The sequence below is a fragment of the Luteimonas composti genome (assembly GCF_042678665.1).
In the GTDB taxonomy this organism is placed as follows: domain Bacteria; phylum Pseudomonadota; class Gammaproteobacteria; order Xanthomonadales; family Xanthomonadaceae; genus Luteimonas; species Luteimonas composti.
Genome location: NZ_JBHTKU010000004.1, coordinates 325876 through 348385 on the forward strand (window position 1 = coordinate 325876; position 22510 = coordinate 348385).

Annotated in this window: 17 protein-coding genes; 6 read left to right on the top strand and 11 right to left on the bottom strand. The window is 69.2% G+C overall.

All coding sequences use genetic code 11. The annotated features are described in order from the left end of the window. The first annotated feature begins 135 nt into the window (after positions 1-135). A complete protein-coding gene (locus tag ACFQ2D_RS13560) occupies positions 136-3039 on the top strand; it encodes a TonB-dependent receptor domain-containing protein (protein ID WP_280942588.1) in 2904 nt (967 codons plus the stop codon). 108 nt (positions 3040-3147) lie between these two features. Here ACFQ2D_RS13560 and ACFQ2D_RS13565 read toward each other — a convergent pair whose 3' ends face one another. From ACFQ2D_RS13565 to ACFQ2D_RS13595, 7 genes are all read right to left on the bottom strand, one after another. After that, complete coding sequence (locus tag ACFQ2D_RS13565; protein ID WP_280942587.1) at positions 3148-3471, bottom strand: hypothetical protein; 324 nt, start codon at positions 3469-3471, stop codon at positions 3148-3150. Positions 3472-3627: 156 nt separating this feature from the next. Continuing rightward, the gene (locus ACFQ2D_RS13570) at positions 3628-5316 is read right to left on the bottom strand and encodes a putative 2OG-Fe(II) oxygenase (protein WP_280942586.1); all 1689 of its coding nucleotides are present in this window, start codon (positions 5314-5316) and stop codon (positions 3628-3630) included. 8 nt (positions 5317-5324) lie between these two features. Next, entirely contained in the window at positions 5325-5783 is a 459-nt protein-coding gene (locus ACFQ2D_RS13575; RefSeq protein WP_280942585.1) for a hypothetical protein, read from the bottom strand. A 16-nt stretch (positions 5784-5799) separates the two neighbouring features. Beyond that, the gene (locus ACFQ2D_RS13580; protein WP_280942584.1) at positions 5800-7092 is read right to left on the bottom strand and encodes an aspartyl/asparaginyl beta-hydroxylase domain-containing protein; all 1293 of its coding nucleotides are present in this window, start codon (positions 7090-7092) and stop codon (positions 5800-5802) included. 122 nt (positions 7093-7214) lie between these two features. Continuing rightward, complete coding sequence (locus ACFQ2D_RS13585; protein ID WP_280942583.1) at positions 7215-8972, bottom strand: phosphoenolpyruvate carboxykinase (GTP); 1758 nt, start codon at positions 8970-8972, stop codon at positions 7215-7217. A gap of 116 nt (positions 8973-9088) precedes the next feature. Next, complete coding sequence (locus tag ACFQ2D_RS13590; RefSeq protein ID WP_280942582.1) at positions 9089-9829, bottom strand: helix-turn-helix domain-containing protein; 741 nt, start codon at positions 9827-9829, stop codon at positions 9089-9091. 49 nt (positions 9830-9878) lie between these two features. Next, on the bottom strand, positions 9879-10511 hold the full coding sequence (locus ACFQ2D_RS13595) for a TetR/AcrR family transcriptional regulator (protein ID WP_280942581.1): 633 nt from the start codon (positions 10509-10511) through the stop codon (positions 9879-9881). Between the two features lie 158 nt (positions 10512-10669). On the opposite strand from ACFQ2D_RS13595, the gene ACFQ2D_RS13600 reads away from it, so the two are divergent. The 3 genes from ACFQ2D_RS13600 to ACFQ2D_RS13610 all read left to right on the top strand — a co-directional run bounded on the left by ACFQ2D_RS13600 (position 10670) and on the right by ACFQ2D_RS13610 (position 14067). Further along, positions 10670-13147 (top strand): acyl-CoA dehydrogenase, encoded by a 2478-nt coding sequence (locus ACFQ2D_RS13600; protein WP_280942580.1) that lies wholly within the window; start codon positions 10670-10672, stop codon positions 13145-13147. Positions 13148-13211: 64 nt separating this feature from the next. Continuing rightward, a complete protein-coding gene (locus ACFQ2D_RS13605) occupies positions 13212-13685 on the top strand; it encodes a hotdog fold domain-containing protein (RefSeq protein WP_280942579.1) in 474 nt (157 codons plus the stop codon). 1 nt (position 13686) lies between these two features. Beyond that, positions 13687-14067: a hypothetical protein gene (locus tag ACFQ2D_RS13610; protein ID WP_280942578.1), complete on the top strand. Its 381-nt coding sequence runs from the start codon at positions 13687-13689 to the stop codon at positions 14065-14067. A 13-nt stretch (positions 14068-14080) separates the two neighbouring features. Here the strand turns inward: ACFQ2D_RS13610 and ACFQ2D_RS13615 are convergent, their stop codons facing one another. Further along, a complete protein-coding gene (locus ACFQ2D_RS13615; protein WP_280942577.1) occupies positions 14081-15463 on the bottom strand; it encodes an NTP/NDP exchange transporter in 1383 nt (460 codons plus the stop codon). Positions 15464-15562: 99 nt separating this feature from the next. Here ACFQ2D_RS13615 and ACFQ2D_RS13620 point away from each other — a divergent pair, with 99 nt between their 5' ends. Further along, positions 15563-17173, top strand: a complete 1611-nt coding sequence (locus ACFQ2D_RS13620; protein WP_280942576.1) for a GMC family oxidoreductase — start codon at positions 15563-15565, stop codon at positions 17171-17173. A 24-nt stretch (positions 17174-17197) separates the two neighbouring features. Here the strand turns inward: ACFQ2D_RS13620 and ACFQ2D_RS13625 are convergent, their stop codons facing one another. Next, positions 17198-19084, bottom strand: coding sequence for a M48 family metallopeptidase (locus ACFQ2D_RS13625; RefSeq protein ID WP_280942575.1), 1887 nt, complete (start codon positions 19082-19084; stop codon positions 17198-17200). A 97-nt stretch (positions 19085-19181) separates the two neighbouring features. Further along, the gene (locus tag ACFQ2D_RS13630) at positions 19182-19784 is read right to left on the bottom strand and encodes a LemA family protein (protein WP_280942574.1); all 603 of its coding nucleotides are present in this window, start codon (positions 19782-19784) and stop codon (positions 19182-19184) included. Between the two features lie 85 nt (positions 19785-19869). Here ACFQ2D_RS13630 and ACFQ2D_RS13635 point away from each other — a divergent pair, with 85 nt between their 5' ends. Then, the gene (locus tag ACFQ2D_RS13635; protein WP_280942573.1) at positions 19870-21267 is read left to right on the top strand and encodes a serine hydrolase domain-containing protein; all 1398 of its coding nucleotides are present in this window, start codon (positions 19870-19872) and stop codon (positions 21265-21267) included. A gap of 352 nt (positions 21268-21619) precedes the next feature. On the opposite strand, the gene ACFQ2D_RS13640 is transcribed toward ACFQ2D_RS13635, so the two are convergent. Continuing rightward, positions 21620-22060 carry a hypothetical protein gene (locus ACFQ2D_RS13640; RefSeq protein WP_280942572.1) on the bottom strand — a complete coding sequence of 147 codons (441 nt, stop codon included), beginning with the start codon at positions 22058-22060 and terminating at the stop codon, positions 21620-21622. Between the last annotated feature and the right edge of the window lie 450 nt (positions 22061-22510).

Here is a 22510-nt window from a genome sequence, read left to right on the forward strand (position 1 = left end):
GCACTTGAAAAAAAAATATTTAACTGCTCTTTAATCTATGAACAAGCGCAGGTAGTATCCGACCGACCTTGCCGGTTTTGGCGGTTCGATTGACTTCCCCGGTGAGGTTCCCTGACGGCTCACACGGAGAGAGAGATGAGACTCAAGCGCAACAAGCTGCGGGACGCTATCGCGTTCTCGCTTGCAGTAAGTGCAGTCACCCTCGCCAGTACCGGCGCCGCGCTTGCCCAGCAAGCCGAGCAATCCCCACCAGAGGCCACCAGCCTCGACGCGATTACCGTCACCGGCTCGCGTATCAAGAGCCAGACCTTCACCGCCTCCAGCCCGATCACCGAAATCACGGCCGAAGAGTTCACCCAGTATGGTGCGACCACGGTCGAGGACCTGGTCAACCAGTACCCGCAGGTGGATCTGAGCTTCGACAACTTCGCCAACAACGGCTCGTTCGGCCACGCCACCATCTCCATGCGTGGACTCGGCCCGCAGCGCACCCTGACCCTGGTCAACGGCAAGCGCCTGCCCGCCAGCCGCAACGAGATCACCGACCCCTCCATCGTCCCGGCAGCCATGATCCGGCGCGTGGACATCCTCTCCGGCGGCGCCTCGGCGATCTACGGCGCCGACGCCGTGGCGGGCGTGGTGAACTTCGTCCTCGACGACAAGTTCGAGGGCATCAACCTCAACTTCGGTTATTCGGCCTACCAGCACGACAACGATAATGCCTACTGGCAGAACCTAAACGAGGAATCTGGCTACGAGGCGCCGAGCGGCAACTCGGGCTTCGATGGCATCAGTCGCAGCGCCGACCTCGTCATCGGCGGCAGTTTCGCCGAGGACAAGGGCCATGCGGTGGGCTGGATGACCTGGCGCGAGAACGAGGCGCTCTATCACGGCCAGCGCGACTACTCGCACTGCTCCGTGTTCTACGATTTCCCGGTCTGCGGTGGTTCCGGTACGGCCGATCCGGCACGTTTCGTGGTCAACGAGTTCGCCGACGGCGCCGTGCGCCCATGGCCGCCCGGCACCAACAACAACTACGTGTACAACGGAAGCGGTTACGAGAACGGCGTCTACCTCTACAACTACGCACCGATCAACTTCTACCAGCGTCCGGACAAGCGCGTCACCGCTGGCTTCATGGGCAGCTACAGGGTCAACGACTACTTCGAGCCCTATATCGAGGCACTGTTCCTTGAGCGTAACTCGGAAGTGCAGATCGCCGAGTCCGGTGCGTTCGGCGTGCCGATCAATGTGTCCTGCGACAACGAGCGTATCGGTACCCTGTGCGCCGACGCCGGCGTGACCACCGACATGGCCCGTGTGGTGCTTTGGAAGCGCAACGTCGAAGGCGGCCCGCGCATCAGCAGCGCCGACGACAGCACGTACCGCGTCACCGCCGGCCTGCGCGGCTCGCTGTTCGACACGTCCTGGACGTACGACGTCTCGCTGCTGTCGGGCAAGACCAAGACCATGGACGTGGGCAAGAACGACTTCCTGATCACGCGCATCGCCGCCGCTGCGCTGGGCTGCGAAGACCCGACCTACGGCACGTTCCAGGGCTGCCTGCCGTACGACATCTGGACCGATGAGATCGACCCCGATGCGGCCCAGGCGATGGCTGGCACCAGCTTCGCCGTCTACAAGACGACCTATCGCGCATTCTCGGCCGAAGCCAATGGCTACCTCGGCTGGGGCTTCCCGGGCGCGGATGGCGAGGAGATCGGCTTGGCGGTCGGCATGGAGCGCCGCGACTACTCTTACTACACCGAGTACGACAGCGACTCCGCAGCAGGCAACTTCGCCGGTGCCGGCGCGGCCAGCCTGCCGGTGAACGCCTCCAACTCCGTCAGCGACTTCTTCGTCGAGGCTGCACTGCCGTTCTACGTTGCCGACGGCGGGTTCAACCGCCTCGACGCCTCGCTCGGCTACCGCTATTCGGACGACGAGACCTCGGGCAACTACGACACCTACAAGGTCGGCCTGAGCGGCATGTTCTGGGACAGCAAGCTGCTGGTGCGTTCCGGCTACAACCGTGCGGTCCGCTCCCCCAGCCTGAACGACCTGTATTACACCCAGCGCATCGCCCTGAACACCGGCGGCACCGACCTTTGCGCCGGCCCCAGTCCGAGCTACAGCGCCGAACAGTGCGCACGAACCGGCGTGCCGCTCGATGTGTACGGCAACGTGCCGAGCAACCCCGCCAACCAGTACTACAACGTGACCGGCGGCAATCCCAGCCTAGCACCCGAAGTGGCCGATACCTACACCGTCGGCTTTGCGGTGGAGCCGATCGAGAATCTCAACCTCTCGCTCGACTGGTACCGCGTGGAGATCGAGGGCGCCATCGGCGGCATCGGCTACAACACCATCCAGATCCTCTGCATGGAGCAGAACCTCTACTGCGACCGGATCAACCGCGATCCGCGCGCCGGTGAGTACGATCTGTGGGTGGGTCCGGCCTCCGACCCGCTGTCGGGCCATATCAACAACCTGCCCGACAACATCGGCGTGTTCGAACGCTCCGGCCTCGATTTCGCCGCAAACTACTCGTTCGCGCTGGGTCCGGGCCGCCTGACCACCAGCGTCGCGGGCAACTACGTCCTCAAGGACTACACCCAGACACTGGCGTCAGAGCCGAGCACCGGCTACGAGTGCAAGGGTCTGGTCAACGAGACATACCTCTGCCAGACGCCGAAAATGCGCGCCATCACCTCGGTACGCTACGGCTGGGACCGCTATGCGCTGGGCCTTCGCTGGCGCTTCATCGACGGCATGGACTACCGCGATGTCGACGGCAGCGAGTTCACCGACGATGACCGGGTCATCTGGCTCGATGGCGGCGTTCCGTCCTACAACTACCTCGACCTGAACGGCAGCGTTAGCTTCGGCCAGGCCACGGTGACCTTGGGCGTGAACAACGTGCTCGACAAGGAACCGCCGTTCTCGGGCGACAGCGGCCTTTCCGCCAACGCCAACGCCCTGGGTGGTTACGACCAGGTCGGTCGCTACATCTTCGGCAGCATCTCGCTGAAGTTCTGATCCGGGCAGGAAGCCCCAAAAAGAAGGCGGCGGGCCTCGGCCCGCCGCCTTTCTTCATCCTGGATTCGAGTGCCGACGCCGCATCGTATCGACGCCGGCGCGCGACCTTCAGCCCTCGCCCACCTTCGGAATGGACCTGGCGTCCAGTTCGCGTACCGCCTCCCTGGCGGCCCGCTGCCGCGCTTCGTATTGTTCCGGCGTCATGCAGATCCGCTTTTTCATCCGGCTGCCCGTGACGTCCTCGTACTGGCAGATCTTCCCATTCTTGTCCGGCTGCGGCGCCGGGCGGACCGGCGCGTCCTCTGCCGTTCCCTCCTGCGCTGTCACCGCGCCCATGCAGAGCAGCCCGGCTGCGAGGAAAGACCAGCGCAAGCATGCGGCCCGAACGCTGGTGCGGGAGAGAGAACTCGAAGCGGCGTTCCAGGCGTTCATGGCGATGTCCTCGGACGGCGGATGATGCTGGCACGGGCAACAGCGAAATGGGAAGCACCGCTGGCTGTCTGCCGGGACCGAATCTGCACCCTGCGTGCGTCCGCAGGGTATTCCGCGGACCCTGCCGAGGCACCACGGCCGCAGGCGGCGCCGGGCCTACGCCTTCGGCTGCATGTCGAAGGCGATGGTCAGCCGCGGCTGGTGGTCATCGAACGGGACCGTACCATGCCACATATACGATGGGAACAATGCCAGATGTCCTGGTTTCGGCTGCACCAGGCGACGCGGCGGCAGGTCCAGCCCCAGTTCCTCAAGCGGCTCTCCGAACTGGATCCAGCCCTCGCGCGACCCGGCCCGGGGGGCGCGCACGCTGTCGGGCAGCGATACGTAGAACGCCGAGCTCAGCCAGCCCTTGGGATGGATATGGTTGGCGTGACGCCCCGCCGACCGCAGCCGCACCGACCACGAACCGGCGAAGCGGACGCTGCGCCGCCGGTACGACAGGAAGGGGTGGGCCGGATCCGGCGAAAGGGTCGCCAACCAGCGCTCGGCGGCGTCGCGCAATGCCTCCTCGGCCGCGCGGACGGGGGGATCGCTCCTCCCGAACAGCAGTCCCGTGGTCTGGGTGCCGCCGCGCACGCTCTGCCGCATGGGTTCGCGGCCCGCCAGGTGGAGGGCCTCCAGCGCAGGCGCCAGCTCTGCAAGGAACGCGTCCAGGCTGGCGAAGCCGCGGGGCGGCACGATCTCCACGTAGCCGACCAACCGGTCGTAATCGCACAGCCAGTGCTCGCGCTCGTCTCCGAGCAGCCTCCATGCAGTCCCCAAGTGGCTCCAGCCTTCCTGGTTGCGCGGCTCGACCTCCACCGCCTTCTGCGCGCAGGAGGCGGCCAGCTCGATCCGGCGCGTGCGGAACGCGTGGCGGGCATGGGCGTTGAGGAATTCGGGATGCCCGCCCAGCGCGCTGCGCGCGACCGATGCATAGAGCGTGCTGGCCTGGGCGTATTCGGCCAGTGCGTCCAGCGCGTCGGCGGCGAACCAGTCCAGCAGCGGGTCGCCGGGGTCGCGTTGACGCATCCGCTGCAGCAGCGGCAACGCCTCCGCGGGGCGCCGGACCGTCAGCAGGGTGCGCGCGAGCGACAGCTGGAGGGTGCGATTATCCGGCTGGGCGAGGGCCGCGGCGCGGAACGCATCGAGCGGGTCTTCGCCGGGCGCGAGTTCACGCCCGTGCTCCCACAGCAGGTGGCCCAGTGTTTCGTGTGCCAACGCATGCGCCGGGTGGCGTGCCACCAGCGCGCGCGCGCCGGCCAATGCCTCCGCGGGACGACCGGCATCGGCCAGCACGCCATTGATGGCGTCTTCCAGATCGACCGACTCCGCGCCGCGCTGCCGCTGCAGGTCCACCGCCCGGCGCATCGCTGCGAGTGCGCCGTCGACGGCGCCCAGCAGGCGCCTGACCGCGCCAAGGTCCGCCCAGGCGAACGCGAGGTCGGGTGCGAGCGCCACTGCCCTTGCCAAGGCGGGTTCGGCGGCCTCGAGCTCCCCCTGCTCCCGCAGTGCCTTGCCGTGCCGCGCCAGGAACAGACCGTAGTTGCGCGAGACTACCGCGCTGCCGGGCACCAGCGCCAAAGCGCGCTCGAATGCTTGGCGCGCTTCCTCCTGCCTCCTACTCCCTTCCAGGCACATACCCAGAAGCTGCCAGGCATCCGCCGCGGCCGGGGCCTGGCGGGCCAACGTCTCGGCGATGGCCAGTGCAGGCGCATGCGCGCCGGACTGCAGCAGCGCCATCGCCTGCCGGAAACGGTCCGCCTGTGCGCTGTCCAGCGCCTGGCTGCGCGCCGCGGACATCGGCCGCCTCAGCGGGTACGGCGCACGCGCAGGATGACGCCGTTGGGCATCACCAACTGGTAGGCACCCATCAATCCCTTGCGTACCTGCACGATGTCGCCCGGCTGCACTTGCCCGGTGCTGCGTGCGTCGGCCTGGATCCAGGCCTGCCCGTTCTCCAGGTGGAAGATGCGCTGCGCGCTGCCTGGATTGCCGATCCGGGCGACGCGGCTTTGGATACGCTCGGGATCGCGGGCATCCACCGGCGCAGCGCCCGCTTCCTTCTCGCGCGCCGCGGCCAGCCCGAACCGGGACTCGGCGCGTTCCCGGGCGGCCTCGTGCACTTCCGGCGGCGGCGGAAACGCCCTGTCGTAGCAGGCCAGGCGCGCGGCGGCTTCGGGCTCGCTCGCGCAGGGATGAGTCTGGGCCTGCGCCGCCGCGGCCATGTCCATCGAAAGCAGGGCAGCAAACACGAGCAAACGGGTCAAGGTCATTATCGGAGCCTCACCTGCTGGTCCGGGTCACGTGGTCGCCGGTACGCCAGTCGCGCATGGCGCTCGCCAGTGCCATGGCCATTTCCCGCTCAGCCTGGCTCAGCAGCGGATTCCATACGTCGAACATCAGGATCACGCGGAGCTGGTCGCTATCGTTTCGCGCCTCGTGCTCGATCGTGTCGTCGAACACCCAGCACTTGCCCTCCTGCCACTGCCGCCAGTCGTAGCCGACGCGGTAGCTGCACCGGTCCGGCACCACCAGCGGCAGGTGCGCCACCAGGCGCGCATTGGTCTCGCCGGTGTGCGGCGGAATGTGGGCACCCGGCGCCAGCGCCGAAAACATCGCATTGGGGCACAAGCCGGCGATGTCCACCGCGTCCACCAACGCCAGTGCGTCGGCCGTCCGGGGGCACTGCGCCAGGTGCTCGGCCACCGGTTCACCGTGCGCGTAGAGGTGAAATCCGCTCCAGTTGCGCGAATGGTTGAGCTTGTCCCACTGGTTCACCGGGTCGCCCGGTCGGTATTGGATGTACGGCACGAAGTCCTCGCCCTTGTTCGCGAGCATCTCCTGCAATTCGGCCTTGATCGCATCGGTGCGCGACTCGAGTTCGCGCATCCACGGGAACAAAGCATCGTCGTAGAAGGTGATCGCCGGCAGCCGCGGCACGTGCAGCTGGTTGCACTGCGAGTGGTAGGGCCGGGTGCGCCCGGCGAGGATCGACACTGCCTCGTCCCAGCGCGCCAACGATGCGCGGTTGATGGTGGCCTGCGTGGCCGCCACACGATGGCCGAGAAACTCGACGAGTTCCCGCGTGTCCTGCTCGACGATCTCGCGCGCGTGCGCAAGCCGTCGCCGCAGCGGCGCCGGCCATGTGGCTTCATCGGACGCGACCCTGAGCACATCACGATATGCCGCGGCCGCGACCCGCGCTCGGGCCTGCCGCTCAAGGAACTCCGCCTTGCCCAGCAGCGCGGGCAGGAAATACGGATCGATCTCCAGCGCGCCGATGAGCGAGCCCCACTCAAGATCCGCCTCCCCGGCCTCGCGATGGACCCGGCCGATGGTCAGCTGGATCATCGGGTCGCGCGGCGCGCGTGCGCGCGCCTGCTGAAGGTATTCCAGCGCCGCCTGCGCGTCGCCCCGCTGGAACGCGTGGACGCCAAGGCTGAAAAGCGCCTGCACATGGCCGGGGTCCGCGGCGTGGACGCGCGACCACAGCTGCTCGGCCTCCTGCCAACGACCTGCCGCCGCGGCCGCTCCGGCCGCGTTCACGATCGACGCCAGCTGCGTAGTCTCGGACACCCGAAGCCTCCAGGAGAGTTACCGCATTCTATCCAGAGCTTGCGCCGGTTTGACCAGCGTGCGCCTGGCGGGCGCGGCGTGCCACGGGCGAAGTGCGCGGCGCAGGCCGCGCCCTTATCTGATCAGACCAGCGGGGACGGCAGCCGGGGCCTGAAGCCCTGCAGATGCTGCGCGATCTCGGTCTGTTCCTGCGGCAGCCCGGCAGCATCGACCTGCAGCACGCGCTCCACGTCTTCCCTGCTGCAGGCAGGCGAGACGATCGCGCCCGCCTCCGGCAGCAGCCCGATCGGGCTGTCGACCGCGGCCGCGGTGCCCCGGATGCGCGCCACCATCCACTCCAGCACGCGCATGTTCTCGCCGAAGCCCGGCCACAGGAAGCGGCCGTCGTCGCCCTTGCGGAACCAGTTGACGTGGAAGATCTTCGGCAGCTTCGCGCCCGGCCGGTCGAACGACAGCCAGTGCGCGAAGTAGTCGCCGAAGTGGTAGCCGCAGAAGGGCTTCATCGCCATCGGGTCGCGACGCATCACGCCCACCGCGCCGGTGGCCGCGGCCGTGGTTTCCGAGCCCATCGCCGCGCCCACGCGCACGCCGTGCGTCCAGTCGCGGGCCTCGAACACCAGCGGCATGACGCTGGAGCGGCGGCCGCCGAACACGATCGCCGAGATCGGCACCCCCTGCGGATCCTCCGCGCGCGGAGACCAGCTGGGGCACTGCATCGCCGCGACGGTGAAGCGCGAATTGGGATGTGCGGCCGGGCCGTTGGCGGGGTCGTAGGGGCGGCCCTGCCAGTCGAGCGCGGGGACGCGATCGTCCAGGCCTTCCCACCAGGGCTGGCCATCGTCGGTGACCGCGACGTTGGTGTAGATCGTGTCGCGCTGGATCGTCGCCAGCGCATTGGGATTGGTCCTGGCCGAGGTCCCCGGGGCGACGCCGAAGTAGCCGGCCTCGGGGTTGATCGCCCACAGCCGCCCGTCCGTCCCCGGACGCATCCAGCAGATGTCGTCGCCGACCGTCCATACCTTCCACCCCAGGGCGCGGTAGCCTTCCGGCGGGATCAGCATGGCCAGGTTGGTCTTGCCGCAGGCGCTCGGGAAAGCCGCGGCGATGTAGTGGGTTTCGCCCTGCGGGTCCTCGAGTCCGAGGATCAGCATGTGTTCGGCCAGCCAGCCTTCCTGGCGCGCCTGCCAGGAGGCGATGCGCAGTGCGTGGCACTTCTTGCCCAGCAGCGCGTTGCCGCCGTAGCCCGAGCCGTAGGACTTGATCGCCAGCTCCTCGGGGAAGTGCATGATGAAGCGGCGGTCGGGATCGAGTTCGCCGGTCGAATGCAGGCCGCGCACGAAGGCCTTGCCCTGCGCGCCTTCACGCTCGATACGCGCCAGCGCGGCGGCGCCCATCCGCGTCATCAGCCGCATGTTGGCGACGACGTAGGGCGAGTCGGTGATCTCGACGCCGCAGCGCGCCAGCGGCGAATCGATCGGGCCCATGCAATAGGGCACGACGTACAGGGTGCGTCCGCGCATGCAGCCGTCGAACAGCCTGTCGATCGTCTCGTGCGCCTGCGCGGGCGCCATCCAGTGGTTGTTGGGACCGGCGTCGTCGCGCTCCCGGGTGCAGACGAAGGTCAGGTGTTCGACGCGCGCCACGTCCTGCGGATCGGAGCGGTGCAGATAGCACCCGGGGTGCGTGTCCTGGTTGAGTTCGACCAGGGTGCCGTCTGCCAGCATCCCCGCGACCAGGTCGCGGTACTCGGCCTCGCTGCCGTCGCACCAGTGGATGCGGTCGGGCTTGGTCAGGGCGGCGACCTGGTCCACCCAGTCGTTGAGCGCGGCAAGCCGGCTCCCCTGCGCAGGCGGCGGCTGCGGGCGCGGAACTGCATTCATCGATGTCCTCTCCAAACTCCGGCAAGCGCCGGCAAAGTCCGTATCAATTGCAACAGTCTATGCGCGCGGAGGACGGGCGCGCTCGCTGCAACGCGGCACGGGAGATGACAGCGTTATCAGTCGCGCGCGCGGCGGTACGGTGCGAACAGGCGCAGCAGCCAGGGCTTCTGCGCCAGCACCAGGCTCACGCCGACGCGCTCGGCGGCGGGCAGTGCGGCATCGCGCGCAAGCAGCCCGTCGAACTCGCGGGCCACCTCGTCCAGGCGCTGCTTCATCTGTCTCGCCCCTTCCGGGCTGAGCGCCCCGGAGAGCAACAGCAGGCGGTCCTGTTCGCCGTCGAAGGGATCGGCGAAGTAGTCGCCCAGCAGTGCATCGCGGAAGTGGCGCTCCATCGGCCCATCGGTGCGCCAGCGGAAGTTGCGAGCGGTAAGCGGCCGCACGCGGTTGCCGGGCTGCAGTTCGATGATGCCCAGCCGGTCGAGACGCGCCAGCAGCCCCGTCCACTGCGGCAGGGTGAAGGCGAAATGCGCCATCACGTCGTCCTGCCGCCAGCGGTTGATGCTCAGGAACATCGCCAGCATCAGCGCCGGATCGTCCACCAGCGCCTGCTCCTGCGCCTCGTCCAGGCGCGCCATCGGCTCGACGCCGCGGCCGGCGTCGGCACCGAGCTCGGCCAGTCCGATGCCGAGCGCTTCGCAGATCTGCTCCAGTCGCAACAGGCTCATCGCGCGCCGGGAGAACATGCGCTTGACCGCGGCTTCGCTCAGCCCGATCCGCTGCGCCAGTTCGCGATAGGTCAGCCCCTGCGCGCGCAGGCCGCGCTTGAGCGCGTTGACCAGGTCGATCGAGACGCTCAACGCGGAGCGCTCCGGCCGGACTGGCTTGCCGCGCTGGACATCGCGCCGGTCAGGCCGGCACGAGCGTGGCCGTGAGGTGCTCCACGTACGCCTCGAATTCCTCCTGCGGCATGCGCGCCTGGTGCAGCTGCAGGTTGAGCTGTAGGAAGCCGACATAGGCCGCATAGGTCAGGCGCGCCCGGTGCAGCGCATCTTCGCGGCCGAGCCCGGTCTGGCGGAAGGAAGCGGTGAGGTAGTCGAGACGGCGCTTGGACACGCGGTCGATCACCGGCTGCACCGCCGGGTGGTCCAGCGCCTTGAGCAGTGCGCTGTAGATCACGTGCGACTGGTATTCGTGGGCCACCATCTGGAACAGCGAACGCAGGCGCTCGCGTGGATCGGGTACCCGCTCCAGGGTGCCGAACACGGCCTGCTGTTCGACCGTCTCCCAGCGCTCGAGCGCGGCCTGCAGCAGCGCCTCGCGCGAGGGGAAATGCCAGTAGAAGCTGCCCTTGGTCACGCCAAGCCGACGCGCCAGGGGTTCCACTGCCACCGCGGCCACGCCCTGCTCGGCGATCAGTTCCAGCGCGGCCTGGGCCCAGTCGTCGGCGCTGAGGCGGCCGCTGCGTTCGGGCTTCGCGGCGGTGGCTTCGGCGTCGGCTGTCGTCCGGGTTGCAGCAGCCTTGCTGGCGGATCTGGCCATGTCGATCGTTGTCCATACGCTGGCGTCGGGAAGCGTATCGTCACCCATTCGATACTCCGTTGACAAGTGCGAATCCGCTGACCATACTCGACCGTACGGTCAGGCTCGTCACGGCGGATCCCGCTGCGCGGGCCACTATTCCTTCCTGGAGGCATCGCATGAGCGTCGTCGTTCCCTTCCTCGCACTGCTGCTCGCGAGCGCAGTCGCGGCCTATCACCGCATGCGCCTCGCGACCTGGGTGGTGATCAGCGCCGTCGCACTGCTGGCCTGCTGGTTCCTCGGCGCGGACCGCACCGCCACGGTCGTGGCCGGCGCCCTGCTCGCCCTGGTCGCGGTCCCGCTGCTGCTGCCATTCGTGCGCAAGCCGCTGCTCACCGCGCCGGCGCTGGGTTTCCTGCGCAAGGCGCTACCGCCGCTGTCGCAGACCGAACGCATCGCGCTGGAAACCGGCTCGGTCGGCTTCGAGGGCGAACTGTTCTCCGGCGATCCGGACTGGAACACGCTGCTGTCCTATCCCAAGCCCGAACTCACCGCCGAGGAGCAGGCCTTCCTCGACGGCCCGGTGGAAGAACTGTGCCGGATGACCAACGAGTGGGAGATCAACCACGTCCACGCGGACCTGCCGCCGGAACTGTGGGAGTTCATCAAGAAAAACCGCTTCTTCGGCATGATCATCCCGAAGGAGTACGGCGGCCTCGGCTTCAGCGCGCTGGCGCACCACAAGGTGATCCAGAAGCTGTCCTCGGTCAGCTCGGTGGTGAGTTCGACCGTCGGCGTGCCCAACTCGCTCGGCCCGGGCGAGCTGCTGATGCACTACGGCACCCAGCAGCAGAAGGACTACTACCTGCCGCGCCTGGCCGTCGGCCAGGAAGTGCCCTGCTTCGGCCTGACCGGCCCGTTCGCGGGCTCCGACGCCACGTCGATTCCGGACTACGGCATCGTCTGCAAGGGCGAGTGGAACGGCCAGGAAGTGCTGGGCGTCAAGCTCACCTTCGACAAGCGCTACATCACGCTGGCGCCGGTGGCCACGCTTATCGGCCTGGCTTTCCGCATGTACGACCCGGACGGACTGATCGGCGACAAGCGCGACATCGGCATCACCCTGGCCCTGCTGCCGCGCGATACCGAAGGCGTCGACGTGGGCCGCCGCCACTTCCCGCTCAACTCGCCGTTCCAGAACGGCCCGGTGCGCGGGCAGGACGTGTTCCTGCCGCTCGACCAGCTGATCGGTGGCGTCGAGAAGGCCGGCCTGGGCTGGAACATGCTCAACGAGTGCCTGGCCGTCGGCCGCTCGATCACCCTGCCCTCCACCGCCAGCGGCGGCGCCAAGTTCGCGGCCGTGGTCGGCGGCGCCTATGCGCGCATCCGCAAGCAGTTCGGCCTGTCGGTCGGCCGCTTCGAGGGCGTCGAGGAAGCGCTGGCGCGCATCGGCGGCAAGGCCTACGCGATCAGTGCGCTGTCGCAGGCCACCGCGGCGGCGGTCGACCGCGGCGACGTGCCGTCGGTGCCGTCGGCCATCGCCAAGTACCACTGCACCACGATGGGCCGCGAGGTCGCCAGCGACTTCATGGACATCGTCGGCGGCAAGGGCATCATCCTCGGCCCGCGCAACCTCGGCGGCCGCGCCTGGCAGGCGTCCCCGATCGCGATCACGGTCGAGGGCGCCAACATCATGACCCGCAGCCTGCTGATCTTCGGCCAAGGTTCGATCCTGTGCCATCCCTACATCATGAAGGAGATGAAGGCGGCGCAGGACCCGGACGGCAAGGCCGGCCTGGAGGCGCTGGACGACGCGCTGTACAGCCATATCGGCGGCGCGATCTCCAACGCGGTGCGCTCCTTCTGGTTCGGCCTCACCGGCTCGAAGATCGGTGCGGCCCCGGGCGACGCCAACACCCGCCGCTACTTCCGCAGGCTCGACCGCTACGCCGCCAACCTGTCCCTGCTCACCGACGTGTCGCTGGGCGCGCTGGGCGGCAAGCTCAAGTTCAAGGAATCGTTGTCCGGACGCCTGGGCGACGTGCTCAGCCACCTGTACATGATGAGCGCAGTGCTCAAGCGTCATCACGACCTGGGCGCGCCGGAATCCGACCGCCAACTGCTGGCCTGGGCCTTCCACAACAGCGCGCACCAGATCGAGCTGGCGCTGTCGCAGGCGCTGCGCAATTTCCCGATCAAGCCGCTGGGCTGGCTGCTGTGGCCGGTGGTGTTCCCGCTCGGCCGCCGCGCCGTACCGCCGGGCGACCGCCTGAGCCATCGCGTGGCCGCCTCGCTGATGGCGCCCAACGAGGCGCGCGACCGGCTGGCGCAGGGCGTGTTCCTGACCCCGTGCGAGAACAACATGGGCGGGCGCATCGACAGCTACCTGGCGAAGGCCATCGCCGCGGAGCCAGTGGAGCGCAAGTTCCTCAAGGCGCTCAAGGCCAGCGATATCGAGGCGCTGGACTTCGCCTCGCAGCTGGACGAAGGCGTGCGCGAGGGCTGGATCACCGCCGACGAGCGCAGGCAGCTGGAAGAGCTGCGCGCGCTGACCCTCGACACGATCACCGTGGACGACTTCGATACCCACGAGCTGCGCGCGGCCAGCTACTACGACCTGCCGCAGCACAAGCGCCAGCCGCGCGAAGCGGCCTGACGAGCGACAAGGCGACACGACGACGGCGGGCACGACCCGCCGTCGTCACGACTGGAGACCGGACATGGCCGCCACCGTCCTGCAGCTCTACCGCAAGTGCGAAGCCCTGCCCCTGGGCAAGTGGCTGTTCTCCCGGCTGGTGTGCTGGAAGGCGCCGTACTTCGCCAGCATCTCGCCGCGCATCCTGCGGCTCGAGCCGGGCCGCGGCGAAGCGCGCATCGCCCACCGGCGCGGCGTCACCAACCACCTCGGCACCGTGCATGCGATCGCGATGTGCAACCTGGCCGAGTTCATCGGCGGGCTCGCCACCGACGTCAGCATCCCGGCGTCGATGCGCTGGATCCCGCGCGGGATGACGGTGGAATACCTGAAGAAGGCGCAGGGGACACTGCACGCGGTCGCGACCTTCGACCAGCCGCCGCATGCCGCGGACGCGGGCTACGCCCTGCCCGCACGGGTGCAGATCACCGATCCGGGCGGCGAGACGGTCTTCCGCGCCATCATCGACATGTGGGTGTCGCCGAAGCGGACCGACTGACGTGGAGACCGGCACCGTCCTGCTGCTCTGCGCCCTGCACAGCTTCGGATTCGCCCTGTTCCACCTCGGGTTCTGGCGGCTGTTCGACTGGCCGCGCACGCTGCAGGCCACCACCCGCCCCAACCGGGCGATCTTGCAGATCGCCAACCTGCAGCTGGTCTGGGTGTTCGCGGGCGTGGGCCTGCTGTGTCTGCTCCACCCCGACGCACTGGCGGGAACTCCGCTGGGTCGCGCCGTGCTGGCCGGCATGTCCATCTTCTGGCTGATCCGGCTCGCGGCGCAGCTGGTCTGGGTGCGGATCCATCATCCGCTGGTGCACGCGCTGACCGCGCTGTTCGCCTGCGGCGCTGTGTTGTTCGCCTGGCCGCTGCTGCGGGCCTAGGCGCGCCGGATCCTCAAGCCGTAGCGGCCGCGTCGTCGCCCGCCGCCGGGCGCGGCGCGCGTTCCGGCGGCAGCTTCGCCTCTTGCTTCAGCAGGCGCCAGGCGCTGAAGGTCATGCCCGAGGCGATCAGCAGCCCCGCGCCGAACACCACGTTCGAACCAAATGCGGACAGGAACTTGTGTAGCCAGACGAAGGCCAGGTCGCCGCCGCGGTAGATCACGGTGTCGATCGCCGCGCCCGCCTTGTAGCGCCATTCCCGTCCAACCCGGGTGTAGATCGTCTCGCGCGCCGGCTTGGCCAGCGAGAACTCGCTGGCGCGGGTGACCACCTGCACGATCGCCACCATCAGCGGCAGCGGCGAAGCGGCCAGGATCGAGAAGCCCAGGATGACCGCCGCGCCCGGGACCAGCAGCGCCGGCGCGATCCCGAAGCGCGACATCAGCGCGCGCGTCACCAGCAGCTGCACCACCAGGGTGAGCGAGTTCACCGCCAGGTCGAGCGTCGAGAAGAACGCCGCGCGCTCTTCCGCGCTGGCGAAGGCGGTACGCGCGATCCGGTTCTGTTCGTTGTACAGCAGGGTGCCGATGCCGACGCCCAGCACCACCATCAGCGCCAGCCAGCGCAGCAGCGGTTCGCGCGCCACCAGCTTGAGCCCCGCCAGCACCTCGCCCCCCATCGGCTTCTCGCCGCTGGCCTGTCCCCGCCCGGCCTCCCGCGCGACCGCGTAGCGGCGCAGACGCAGGATGCAGAGCACGCACGCCACCAGCAGCGCCGCCGAGACCAGCATCATGTTGGGAATGCCGACGCGCTCGACCAGGGTGCGGGTCAGCACGGGCCCCACGAACGCCCCGATCGTGCCCGCCGCGCCGATGTAGCCGTAGTAGGCGCGCGCCTCTGCGTTGCCGAAGACATCGGCCATGAAGCTCCAGAACACCGCCACCGCGAACAGGTTGAACACGGTGATCCAGAGGATGAAGGCGAGCCCGCGTCCGGCCATCCCGCTGTCGAACATGGCATAGAAGCCCAGCAGCGTGGCGATGAAGAAGCCGTAGATCACCGGCAGGAACACGCGCCGCGCGAAACGGCTCACCAGCCATCCGTAGACCGGCTGCAGCAGCAGCATGATCACGAACACCGCGGTGAAGATGAACTGCAGCGTGAACTCGCCGAGGGCGACGCCGCGGTCGGCGAAGAACGCGATCAGCGCGGGCGGGAACACGGCCTCGACGTCGCTGGAGGCGGCCATCGCCTCGCGCACGGGACGCAGCACGTAGTAGCCGCTGAGCAGGCAGAAGAAGTACAGGAACGACCACAGCAGCGGCGGCGAGTCCGCGAGCGCGGCACGGAATCGCGCGACCCGGCCCGCGGGAACTTGGTGATCGGGTGCGCTGCTCATCCTGGGTCCACGCGTGGGGCGCGCAAACGGTAGCCGAATGCGGCGGGGCGCACCAGCGGCCGAGCATATGCTCTAGGGTCCGCGCCTACCGTGCCGCGGATGCGCAAACGCCCCGTCGCCGCCACGCCCGCCTACGATTACATCATCATCGGCGCCGGCTCCGCGGGCTGCGTGCTCGCCAACCGGCTCTCCGAGGATCCGCAGGTGCGCGTGCTGCTGCTCGAGGCCGGCCCGCGCGACTGGCATCCCTTCATCCACATGCCAGCCGGACTGGCGCGGCTGGTCAGCCGCACCGACATCAACTGGAACTACCACACCGCGCCCCAGCCGCAGCTCGACGGGCGGCGGCTGTGGTGGCCGCGCGGCAAGGTGCTCGGCGGCTCGAGCTCGATCAACGCCATGTGCTACGTCCGAGGCACGCCGCGCGACTACGACGTGTGGGCGGCGCTGGGCGCCAGCGGCTGGCACTGGGACGCCGTGCTGCCCTACTTTCGCCGCAGCGAAGCCAATGCGCGCGGTGCCGACCAGCTGCACGGCGCCGACGGCCCGCTTTCGGTGTGCGACCTGCGCCACGTCAATCCGCTGTCCCGCGCCTTCGTCGAGGCCGGCGTACAGGCGGGGTTTCCCCGCAATCCCGACTTCAACGGACCGCGGCAGGACGGCGTCGGCCTCTACCAGGTCACCCAGCGCAGGGGTGCGCGCTGCTCGGCGGCCGTGGCCTACCTGCGTCCCGCGCGCGGCCGGCCCAACCTCGCCGTGGTCACCGGCGCGCAGGCCCAGCGCATCACCATCGATCGCGGGCGCGCCAGTGGCGTGGTCTACACGGTGCGCGGTCGCGCGTTCCACCACCCGGCCGCGCACGAGGTGATCCTGTCCGGCGGCGCGATCAACTCGCCGCAGCTGCTGATGCTCTCCGGCGTTGGACCCGCCGCAGAGCTGCGCCGACATGGGATCCGCGTGCTGCACGACGCGCCGGGGGTCGGCGCCAACCTGCAGGACCACCTCGACATCTGCACCCTCTATCGCGCCACCAGCGCGGTGTCCTACGACCGCGCCAGCGAACTGCGCATGGCGTTCGACTACTACCTGCGCGGCCACCGCGGCGCCGGCAGCAGCAACATCGCGGAGGCCGGCGGCTTCGTGCGTTCGCCGCTCGCGCCGGATGAACGCCCGGACATCCAGTTCCATTTCGTGCCGGCCATGCTCGACGACCATGGTCGCCGGCGCCTGCCGGGCGACGGCTACACCTTGCACGCCTGCTTCCTGCGTCCGCGCAGCCGCGGCCGGATCCATCTGGCCAGCGACCGCGGCGGCGACGCGCCGCGGATCGAGCCGGGCTATCTGTCGGATGCGGAAGGCTTCGACCTGCGGATGATGGTCGAATGCGCGCGCATCTCGCGCACGATCCTGGCGCAGCAGGCGTTCGACGCGCACCGGGGCGCACCCATCCATCCCCCGCGCGAGGATCTCGACGACGCTGCGCTGGCCGGCTTCGTCCGCGCCCGTGCCGAGAGCGTCTACCACCCGGTCGGCACCTGCCGCATGGGCGACGACGACAAGGCGGTGGTCGATCCACAGCTGCGCGTGCGCGGGGTCGAACGCCTGCGGGTGGTGGACGCCTCGGTGATGCCCACCCTTCCCGGCGGCAACACCAATGCGCCGACGATCATGATCGCCGAGCGCGCTTCCGACCTCATCCTTGGCCGCTGACCGCGGTGCCGGCCTTGCCGGCGCTCAGCGCTCCAGCAGCGGCGGCAGCGGGCAGTGCAGCACGCCGCAGATCGTGCGCAGCAGTTCCGCCTCCGCCACCGACACGCGTCCGTCGTGCGATACCGCGTCGGTGATCGCTTCCACCGCCACCTGCTTGGCCAGCGGGTCGAGCGCGTCGAGCGCGCCCCAGACCTCGTCCAGCGCCAGCACGCCGTCGGCCGGCGGCGCATACGGCAGGTGGTCGCGCGGCAGCACGCGCTGCATTCCGGCGAGGTAGGCGCGCCGGGCGCCATCGGGATCGCCCGGGTGCCCGGCCTGGGCGACCACCGCCAGCAGGGTGGCGAACTCGCGGCGTACGCCGCCCGGCTTGCGCCGCCCGAAGCGCGCGTAGCGGCCCGGGTCGAGCGCTTCGCGCAGCTGCACCTCCAGCAGGCGGCCGAGGCAGTATTCGAACAGGCTCACGCGGCCGTCGGCATGGACGATGGCGTGCACGGTGTCGAGGAAGGTGGCCAGCTCCGGCCGTGGCCGCAGGCGCATGGCGGGGAAGGCAAGCGCGGCCAGCGGCATGCGCAGGGCCGGATGCAGGCTGCGCAGGTGCTCGTCGCGCAGGCGACGCGCCTCTGCCGCCGCCTGCACGCCCAGGCGCGCCACGATCTCGCTGCGCTGGCGGTCGGCGACGTCCGGGTCGGCATCCAGCAGCAGGCCCAGCAGCAGCGCGCCTGCCGCATCGCGACGGCCGGCCAGCGCGCGCAGTTCGGCGGGCATGGAAGCGACGATCGCGTCGGCGCGGCGGTAGTCGTCCTCGCGCGGGTCGGCCACCTGCGACGCCACCATCGGTGGCGTCACGGACAGCTGGGCCGAGGCCTGCGGCAGCGCAGTGCGCGTCGAACCCGCCAGGCCCAGCTGCACGTCCTCCTCCAGGCCGCTGGGCGGCGCGGCCAGCCATTGCGCGCGCAGCCGCTCCAGGCTTTCGGCCTTGAACGACGGCTCCAGCGCCTGGATCCGCTGCAGCACCGGCGGGTGGGTGGCGAACAGCCCGCTCAGCCCGGTGCCGTCGCCGAACAGCATGTGGCTGACTTCCTCGGCCTCGGCGCGTTCGCCCAGGCGCGAACCATCGTGCAGGCCCGCGATCTTCTTCAGCGCACCGGCCAGCCCGCTGGTCTGGCGGGTGAACTGCACCGCCGAGGCATCGGCCAGCACCTCGCGGCTGCGGCTGACCGCGGCCTTGATCATGCGTCCGAAGAACAGGCCGACGTAGCCCACCAGCAGCGCGATCAGCGCACCGACCAGCACGGGCATCGCGCCGCGCCCGCGCACGCGTCCGCCGTGCTGCAGGATCTTGCGCCCGATCAGGCCCAGCATGAGGATGCCGAACAGCACGCCGATCAGGCGGATGTTCAAGCGCATGTCGCCATTGAGGATGTGGCTGTACTCGTGCGCGACCACGCCCTGCAGCTCGTCGCGGTTGAGCCGGTCGAGCGCGCCGCGCGTGACCGCGATCACGGCATCGGAGGTCGAGTAGCCGGCGGCGAAGGCGTTGATCCCCGGCTCGTGCTCCATCACGTAGATCTTGGGGACCGGCACGCCGGAGGCGATCGACATCTCCTCGACCACGTTGCGCAGGCGGCGCAGGTGCAGGTCGGTGGTGTCCTCGGGCACCGGCACGCCGCCCATCTGCTGCGCCACCGATTCGCCCCCTCCGCCCAGCGATGCCACGCGGTAGAGCGAGCCCACGCCGATCACGCCCAGCGCCAGCACGGTCGAGGCCGCGAGCAGGGCCGGGTCGCTGCCGAACACCAGCATCACGCCCAGGTCCACCGCCACGACGATGCCGGCCACCGCCAGTGCGAACAGCAGCACCAGCCGCGTCGTACTGCGGCGCGCCCGCGCCTGGCGTTCGAAGAAGTTCATGGGCAGCCGGGATCGAGGGAGAGGGCCGGGGCCGGGACAAGCGGTCTCGCGGCAGCGGCTTGCCGCGGCACGGGCCGCGGCGGCGCTGGCGGGTGCCTCAGAACTGCACCTTCGGCGCCTCGCGCACTTCCGCGCGCTCGGCCGGGATCTCGAGCAGGGCGGCGGGCGCGAAATTGAACATGCCGGCAACGATGCTTGACGGGAACACCTCGCGCCGGTTGTTGTAGGCCATCACGGAGTCGTTGTAGGCCTGGCGTGCGAACGCCACCTTGTTCTCGGTGCTGGTCAGCTCTTCCGTGAGCTGCATCATGTTCTGGTTGGCCTTCAGGTCGGGATAGGCCTCGGCCACCGCCAGCAGGCGGCCGATCGCGCTGTTGAGCATGCCCTGGGCCTGGCCGAGCTCGGCCATCGCGGCCGGGTCGCCGGGGCTGGCCTTGGCGGCCGAGAGCCCGGACACGGCCGCGCCGCGCGCGGCGATCACGGCCTCGAGCGTCTGCCGCTCGTGGGCGAGGTAGCCCTTCACGGTCTCGACGAGATTGGGGATCAGGTCGAAGCGCCGCTGCAGTTGCACGTCGATCTGGGCGAAGGCGTTCCTGAACGCGTTGCGCGCGGTCACCAGGCCGTTGTAGACGCCGATGGCCCAGCCACCGAACACCACCACGATTCCGACCACGATCGCCAGCAGAATCAATCCACTCACGAAGATTCCTCCCCTTGTTCATGCAACTGCGATAGCAGGCGCATATGATCGCCTGCAGCGAGAGCATACGCAGGGGGCAGTCCCGATGAAAGCGAACCTTCCCCGGCCGCGCAGCACACGCCTGCATCGCGCACTGCTGCTCGGCCTGCTGCCGGCGATCGCCCTGACCGTCGCCGCGCAGACACCGCTGCCTTGGAACCCGGACGCGGCAAGCGCGGCGGATGTGACGCCCGAACCGATCGTGCCCATTGTGCCGGGCGATCGCCCCACCCCGCTGCCGGCGGAGATCAAGCGGCTGCCGCTGGCCGAGGGCTTCGACGTGCGCCTGTTCGAGGCGATGGCGCAGGACCTGGTGGCCAACCAGCGCGTGCCCGGCCTGGCGATGGCCATCGTGCACAACGGCCAGGTGCTCAGCGCGCGCGGCTACGGCATCACCGACGTGTCGCGGGCCGAACCCGTGGACGCGCACACCGTGTTCCGCCTCGCCTCGCTGTCGAAATCGTTCGCCGGCACCGTGACCGGCATGCTGGTCGCCGAAGGCGCGCTGCGCTGGGACAGCCGCGTGGCCGACTTCATGCCCAGCCTGCAGTTCGCCGATCCCACCGCGGCGCAGCGGCTCACCGTGGCCGATGTGCTCAGCCACCGCGTCGGCCTGCGCCACCACACCTACGACCGCGACATCGAGAGCAACGCCGACTACCACACGCTGGTGCAGCGCTTTCCCGCCGCGCCGATGGCCTGCGCGCCCGGCGAGTGCTACGGCTACCAGAACGTGGCCTTCAGCCTGGTCGGCGACGTGGTGTTCGCCGCCAGCGGCCAGTTCTACAACGAGGCGGTGAGCCGGCGGATCTTCAAGCCGCTGGGCATGAACGATGCGAGCCTCGGCCTCGAAGGCATCACCGCCAGTCCGCGCTGGGCGAAGCCGCACGTGCGCGCGGGCGGCGGCTGGAGGTCGCTGATGCCCAAGCCTACCTACTACCGCCTCGCGCCCGCGGCTGGCGTCAACGCCAGCGCCGCCGACATGGCGCAGTGGCTGCTCGCGCAGGGCGGGCATCGCCCGGACGTGCTGCCCGCTCCGCTGCTCGCCACGCTGCAGGCGCCGATCGTCGGCACGCCCGGCGAGATCCGCGGCAGTTCCTGGCGACGCGAGCGCCTCAACTCGGCCGGTTACGGCCTGGGCTGGCGCGTGTACGACTACGCCGGCCACCGCCTGGTCTTCCACGGCGGCGCCGTGCAGGGCTATCGCGGACTGATGGCGATGCTGCCCGAGCGCGACCTCGGCATCGCGGTGCTCTGGAACAGCGACAGCTCGCTGCCCTCGGGGCTGCTGCCGACGATCCTGGATCGCGCCATCGGCCTGCCGGCGCAGCAGTGGCTCGACGTCGACATCGACATGGAGACCCTCTACGCCTCCGACGGCGCGGAGGCGGCTCCCGCCAGCGGCGGCACGCAGTCCGGCCGCGCCCAGGCCCGACCCGAGTAAGCCGGGCGGGCGCCGCCTGGCGACGGTCGTTCGATCCGCGCCCGGACAACGACGGGGCATGGCATTCGGTCCGCGGCGGATCGGCGGAGGGCGATCGGCCGGACGCGCTGCGGCTCCCCTCCCCGCGATCGAACCTGCAGTCGCGGGCGCCTCCCCGGGCAGGACGGCGCATCCACGCGATGTCGCCCACCCCGGGATGCCGCGACCCTTCGATCAGAGCACATCCTCCCAAGTGCGCCGATGAGGCGCCGACCGGCCGTCCATCCGGCCGCGATCCCGCGTCCCCCATAAAGAAAAACTCCCCCTCCGCCTGGGCACGGAGGGGGAGCTTCGATTACGGCTGACCGGGGTATCAGATCAGGGGCGTCGGCATCGGCGGGATCGCCACGGCCGCACCCTTCTTGGCGGTGCGCTTCTTGGCCGCCTTCTTGGTGGTCTTCTTCGCAGCCGCCTTCTTGGCGGTCTTCTTGGTCGCCTTCTTGGCCGTCTTCTTCGCGGCCTTCTTGGCAGGACGCTTGGTGGCCTTCTTGGCTACCTTCTTCTTGGCGGCCTTCTTGGTGGTCTTCTTGGCAGCCTTCTTGGTGGTCTTCTTGGCGGCCTTCTTCGCCGTCTTCTTGGTGGCCTTCTTGGCTACCTTCTTCTTGGCGACCTTCTTGGTGGCGGCCTTCTTCGCCGTCTTCTTGGCGGCCTTCTTGGCTACCTTCTTCTTCGCGACCTTGGCGGTCTTCTTGGCAGGTGCCTTCTTGGTCGCTTTCTTGGCGACCTTCTTCTTTGCAGCTTTCTTCGCGGCCATGGGATGGCTCTCCTCGTCAGTTTGACTTGCAGTACGACTGCCCAGGGGTCAAGCAGCGCGCGGGTATCGGACCCGTGCACTACCGCCGGCGCGCCAGGCGCACCGGAACGGATACGGCAGGGACAACACGCTCGGGGGAACGCGGTCCCGACAACACGAAAACACCTGCGATCCGGAGCGGCGCAGGTGTCCTGAAACAGATGGTCTGGTTTTCGCAGCGGAGACGGTGCCGGCATCCACCTTGTAGAAGTTCGGGGCGGAGGTGGTTTTTTTGCTGCTCGTTTTCGCTGTGTGCTGACTCACTCGCTTCTGCGGCAACGTCGGTTGGGCGAAACCTAATCACGGTTTTTTCGGCTGTCAACACCCCGCGCCGCGAATTCTTCGCGCCGTCTCCACGGAGCAGGTGCGCGCGCCCTCGACCGGACGCGCGCCACCGACGCGCGGGCGAGT

Bases quoted from the DNA above. Each gene is read 5' to 3' on its own strand.
- ACFQ2D_RS13560 (WP_280942588.1), top strand. From the start codon at position 136: ATGAGACTCAAGCGCAACAAGCTGCGGGACGCTATCGCGTTCTCGCTT.
- ACFQ2D_RS13565 (WP_280942587.1), bottom strand. From the start codon at position 3,471: ATGAACGCCTGGAACGCCGCTTCGAGTTCTCTCTCCCGCACCAGCGTT.
- ACFQ2D_RS13570 (WP_280942586.1), bottom strand. From the start codon at position 5,316: ATGTCCGCGGCGCGCAGCCAGGCGCTGGACAGCGCACAGGCGGACCGT.
- ACFQ2D_RS13585 (WP_280942583.1), bottom strand. From the start codon at position 8,972: ATGAATGCAGTTCCGCGCCCGCAGCCGCCGCCTGCGCAGGGGAGCCGG.
- ACFQ2D_RS13595 (WP_280942581.1), bottom strand. From the start codon at position 10,511: ATGGCCAGATCCGCCAGCAAGGCTGCTGCAACCCGGACGACAGCCGAC.
- ACFQ2D_RS13600 (WP_280942580.1), top strand. From the start codon at position 10,670: ATGAGCGTCGTCGTTCCCTTCCTCGCACTGCTGCTCGCGAGCGCAGTC.
- ACFQ2D_RS13605 (WP_280942579.1), top strand. From the start codon at position 13,212: ATGGCCGCCACCGTCCTGCAGCTCTACCGCAAGTGCGAAGCCCTGCCC.
- ACFQ2D_RS13615 (WP_280942577.1), bottom strand. From the start codon at position 15,463: ATGAGCAGCGCACCCGATCACCAAGTTCCCGCGGGCCGGGTCGCGCGA.
- ACFQ2D_RS13620 (WP_280942576.1), top strand. From the start codon at position 15,563: ATGCGCAAACGCCCCGTCGCCGCCACGCCCGCCTACGATTACATCATC.
- ACFQ2D_RS13625 (WP_280942575.1), bottom strand. From the start codon at position 19,084: ATGAACTTCTTCGAACGCCAGGCGCGGGCGCGCCGCAGTACGACGCGG.
- ACFQ2D_RS13635 (WP_280942573.1), top strand. From the start codon at position 19,870: ATGAAAGCGAACCTTCCCCGGCCGCGCAGCACACGCCTGCATCGCGCA.
- ACFQ2D_RS13640 (WP_280942572.1), bottom strand. From the start codon at position 22,060: ATGGCCGCGAAGAAAGCTGCAAAGAAGAAGGTCGCCAAGAAAGCGACC.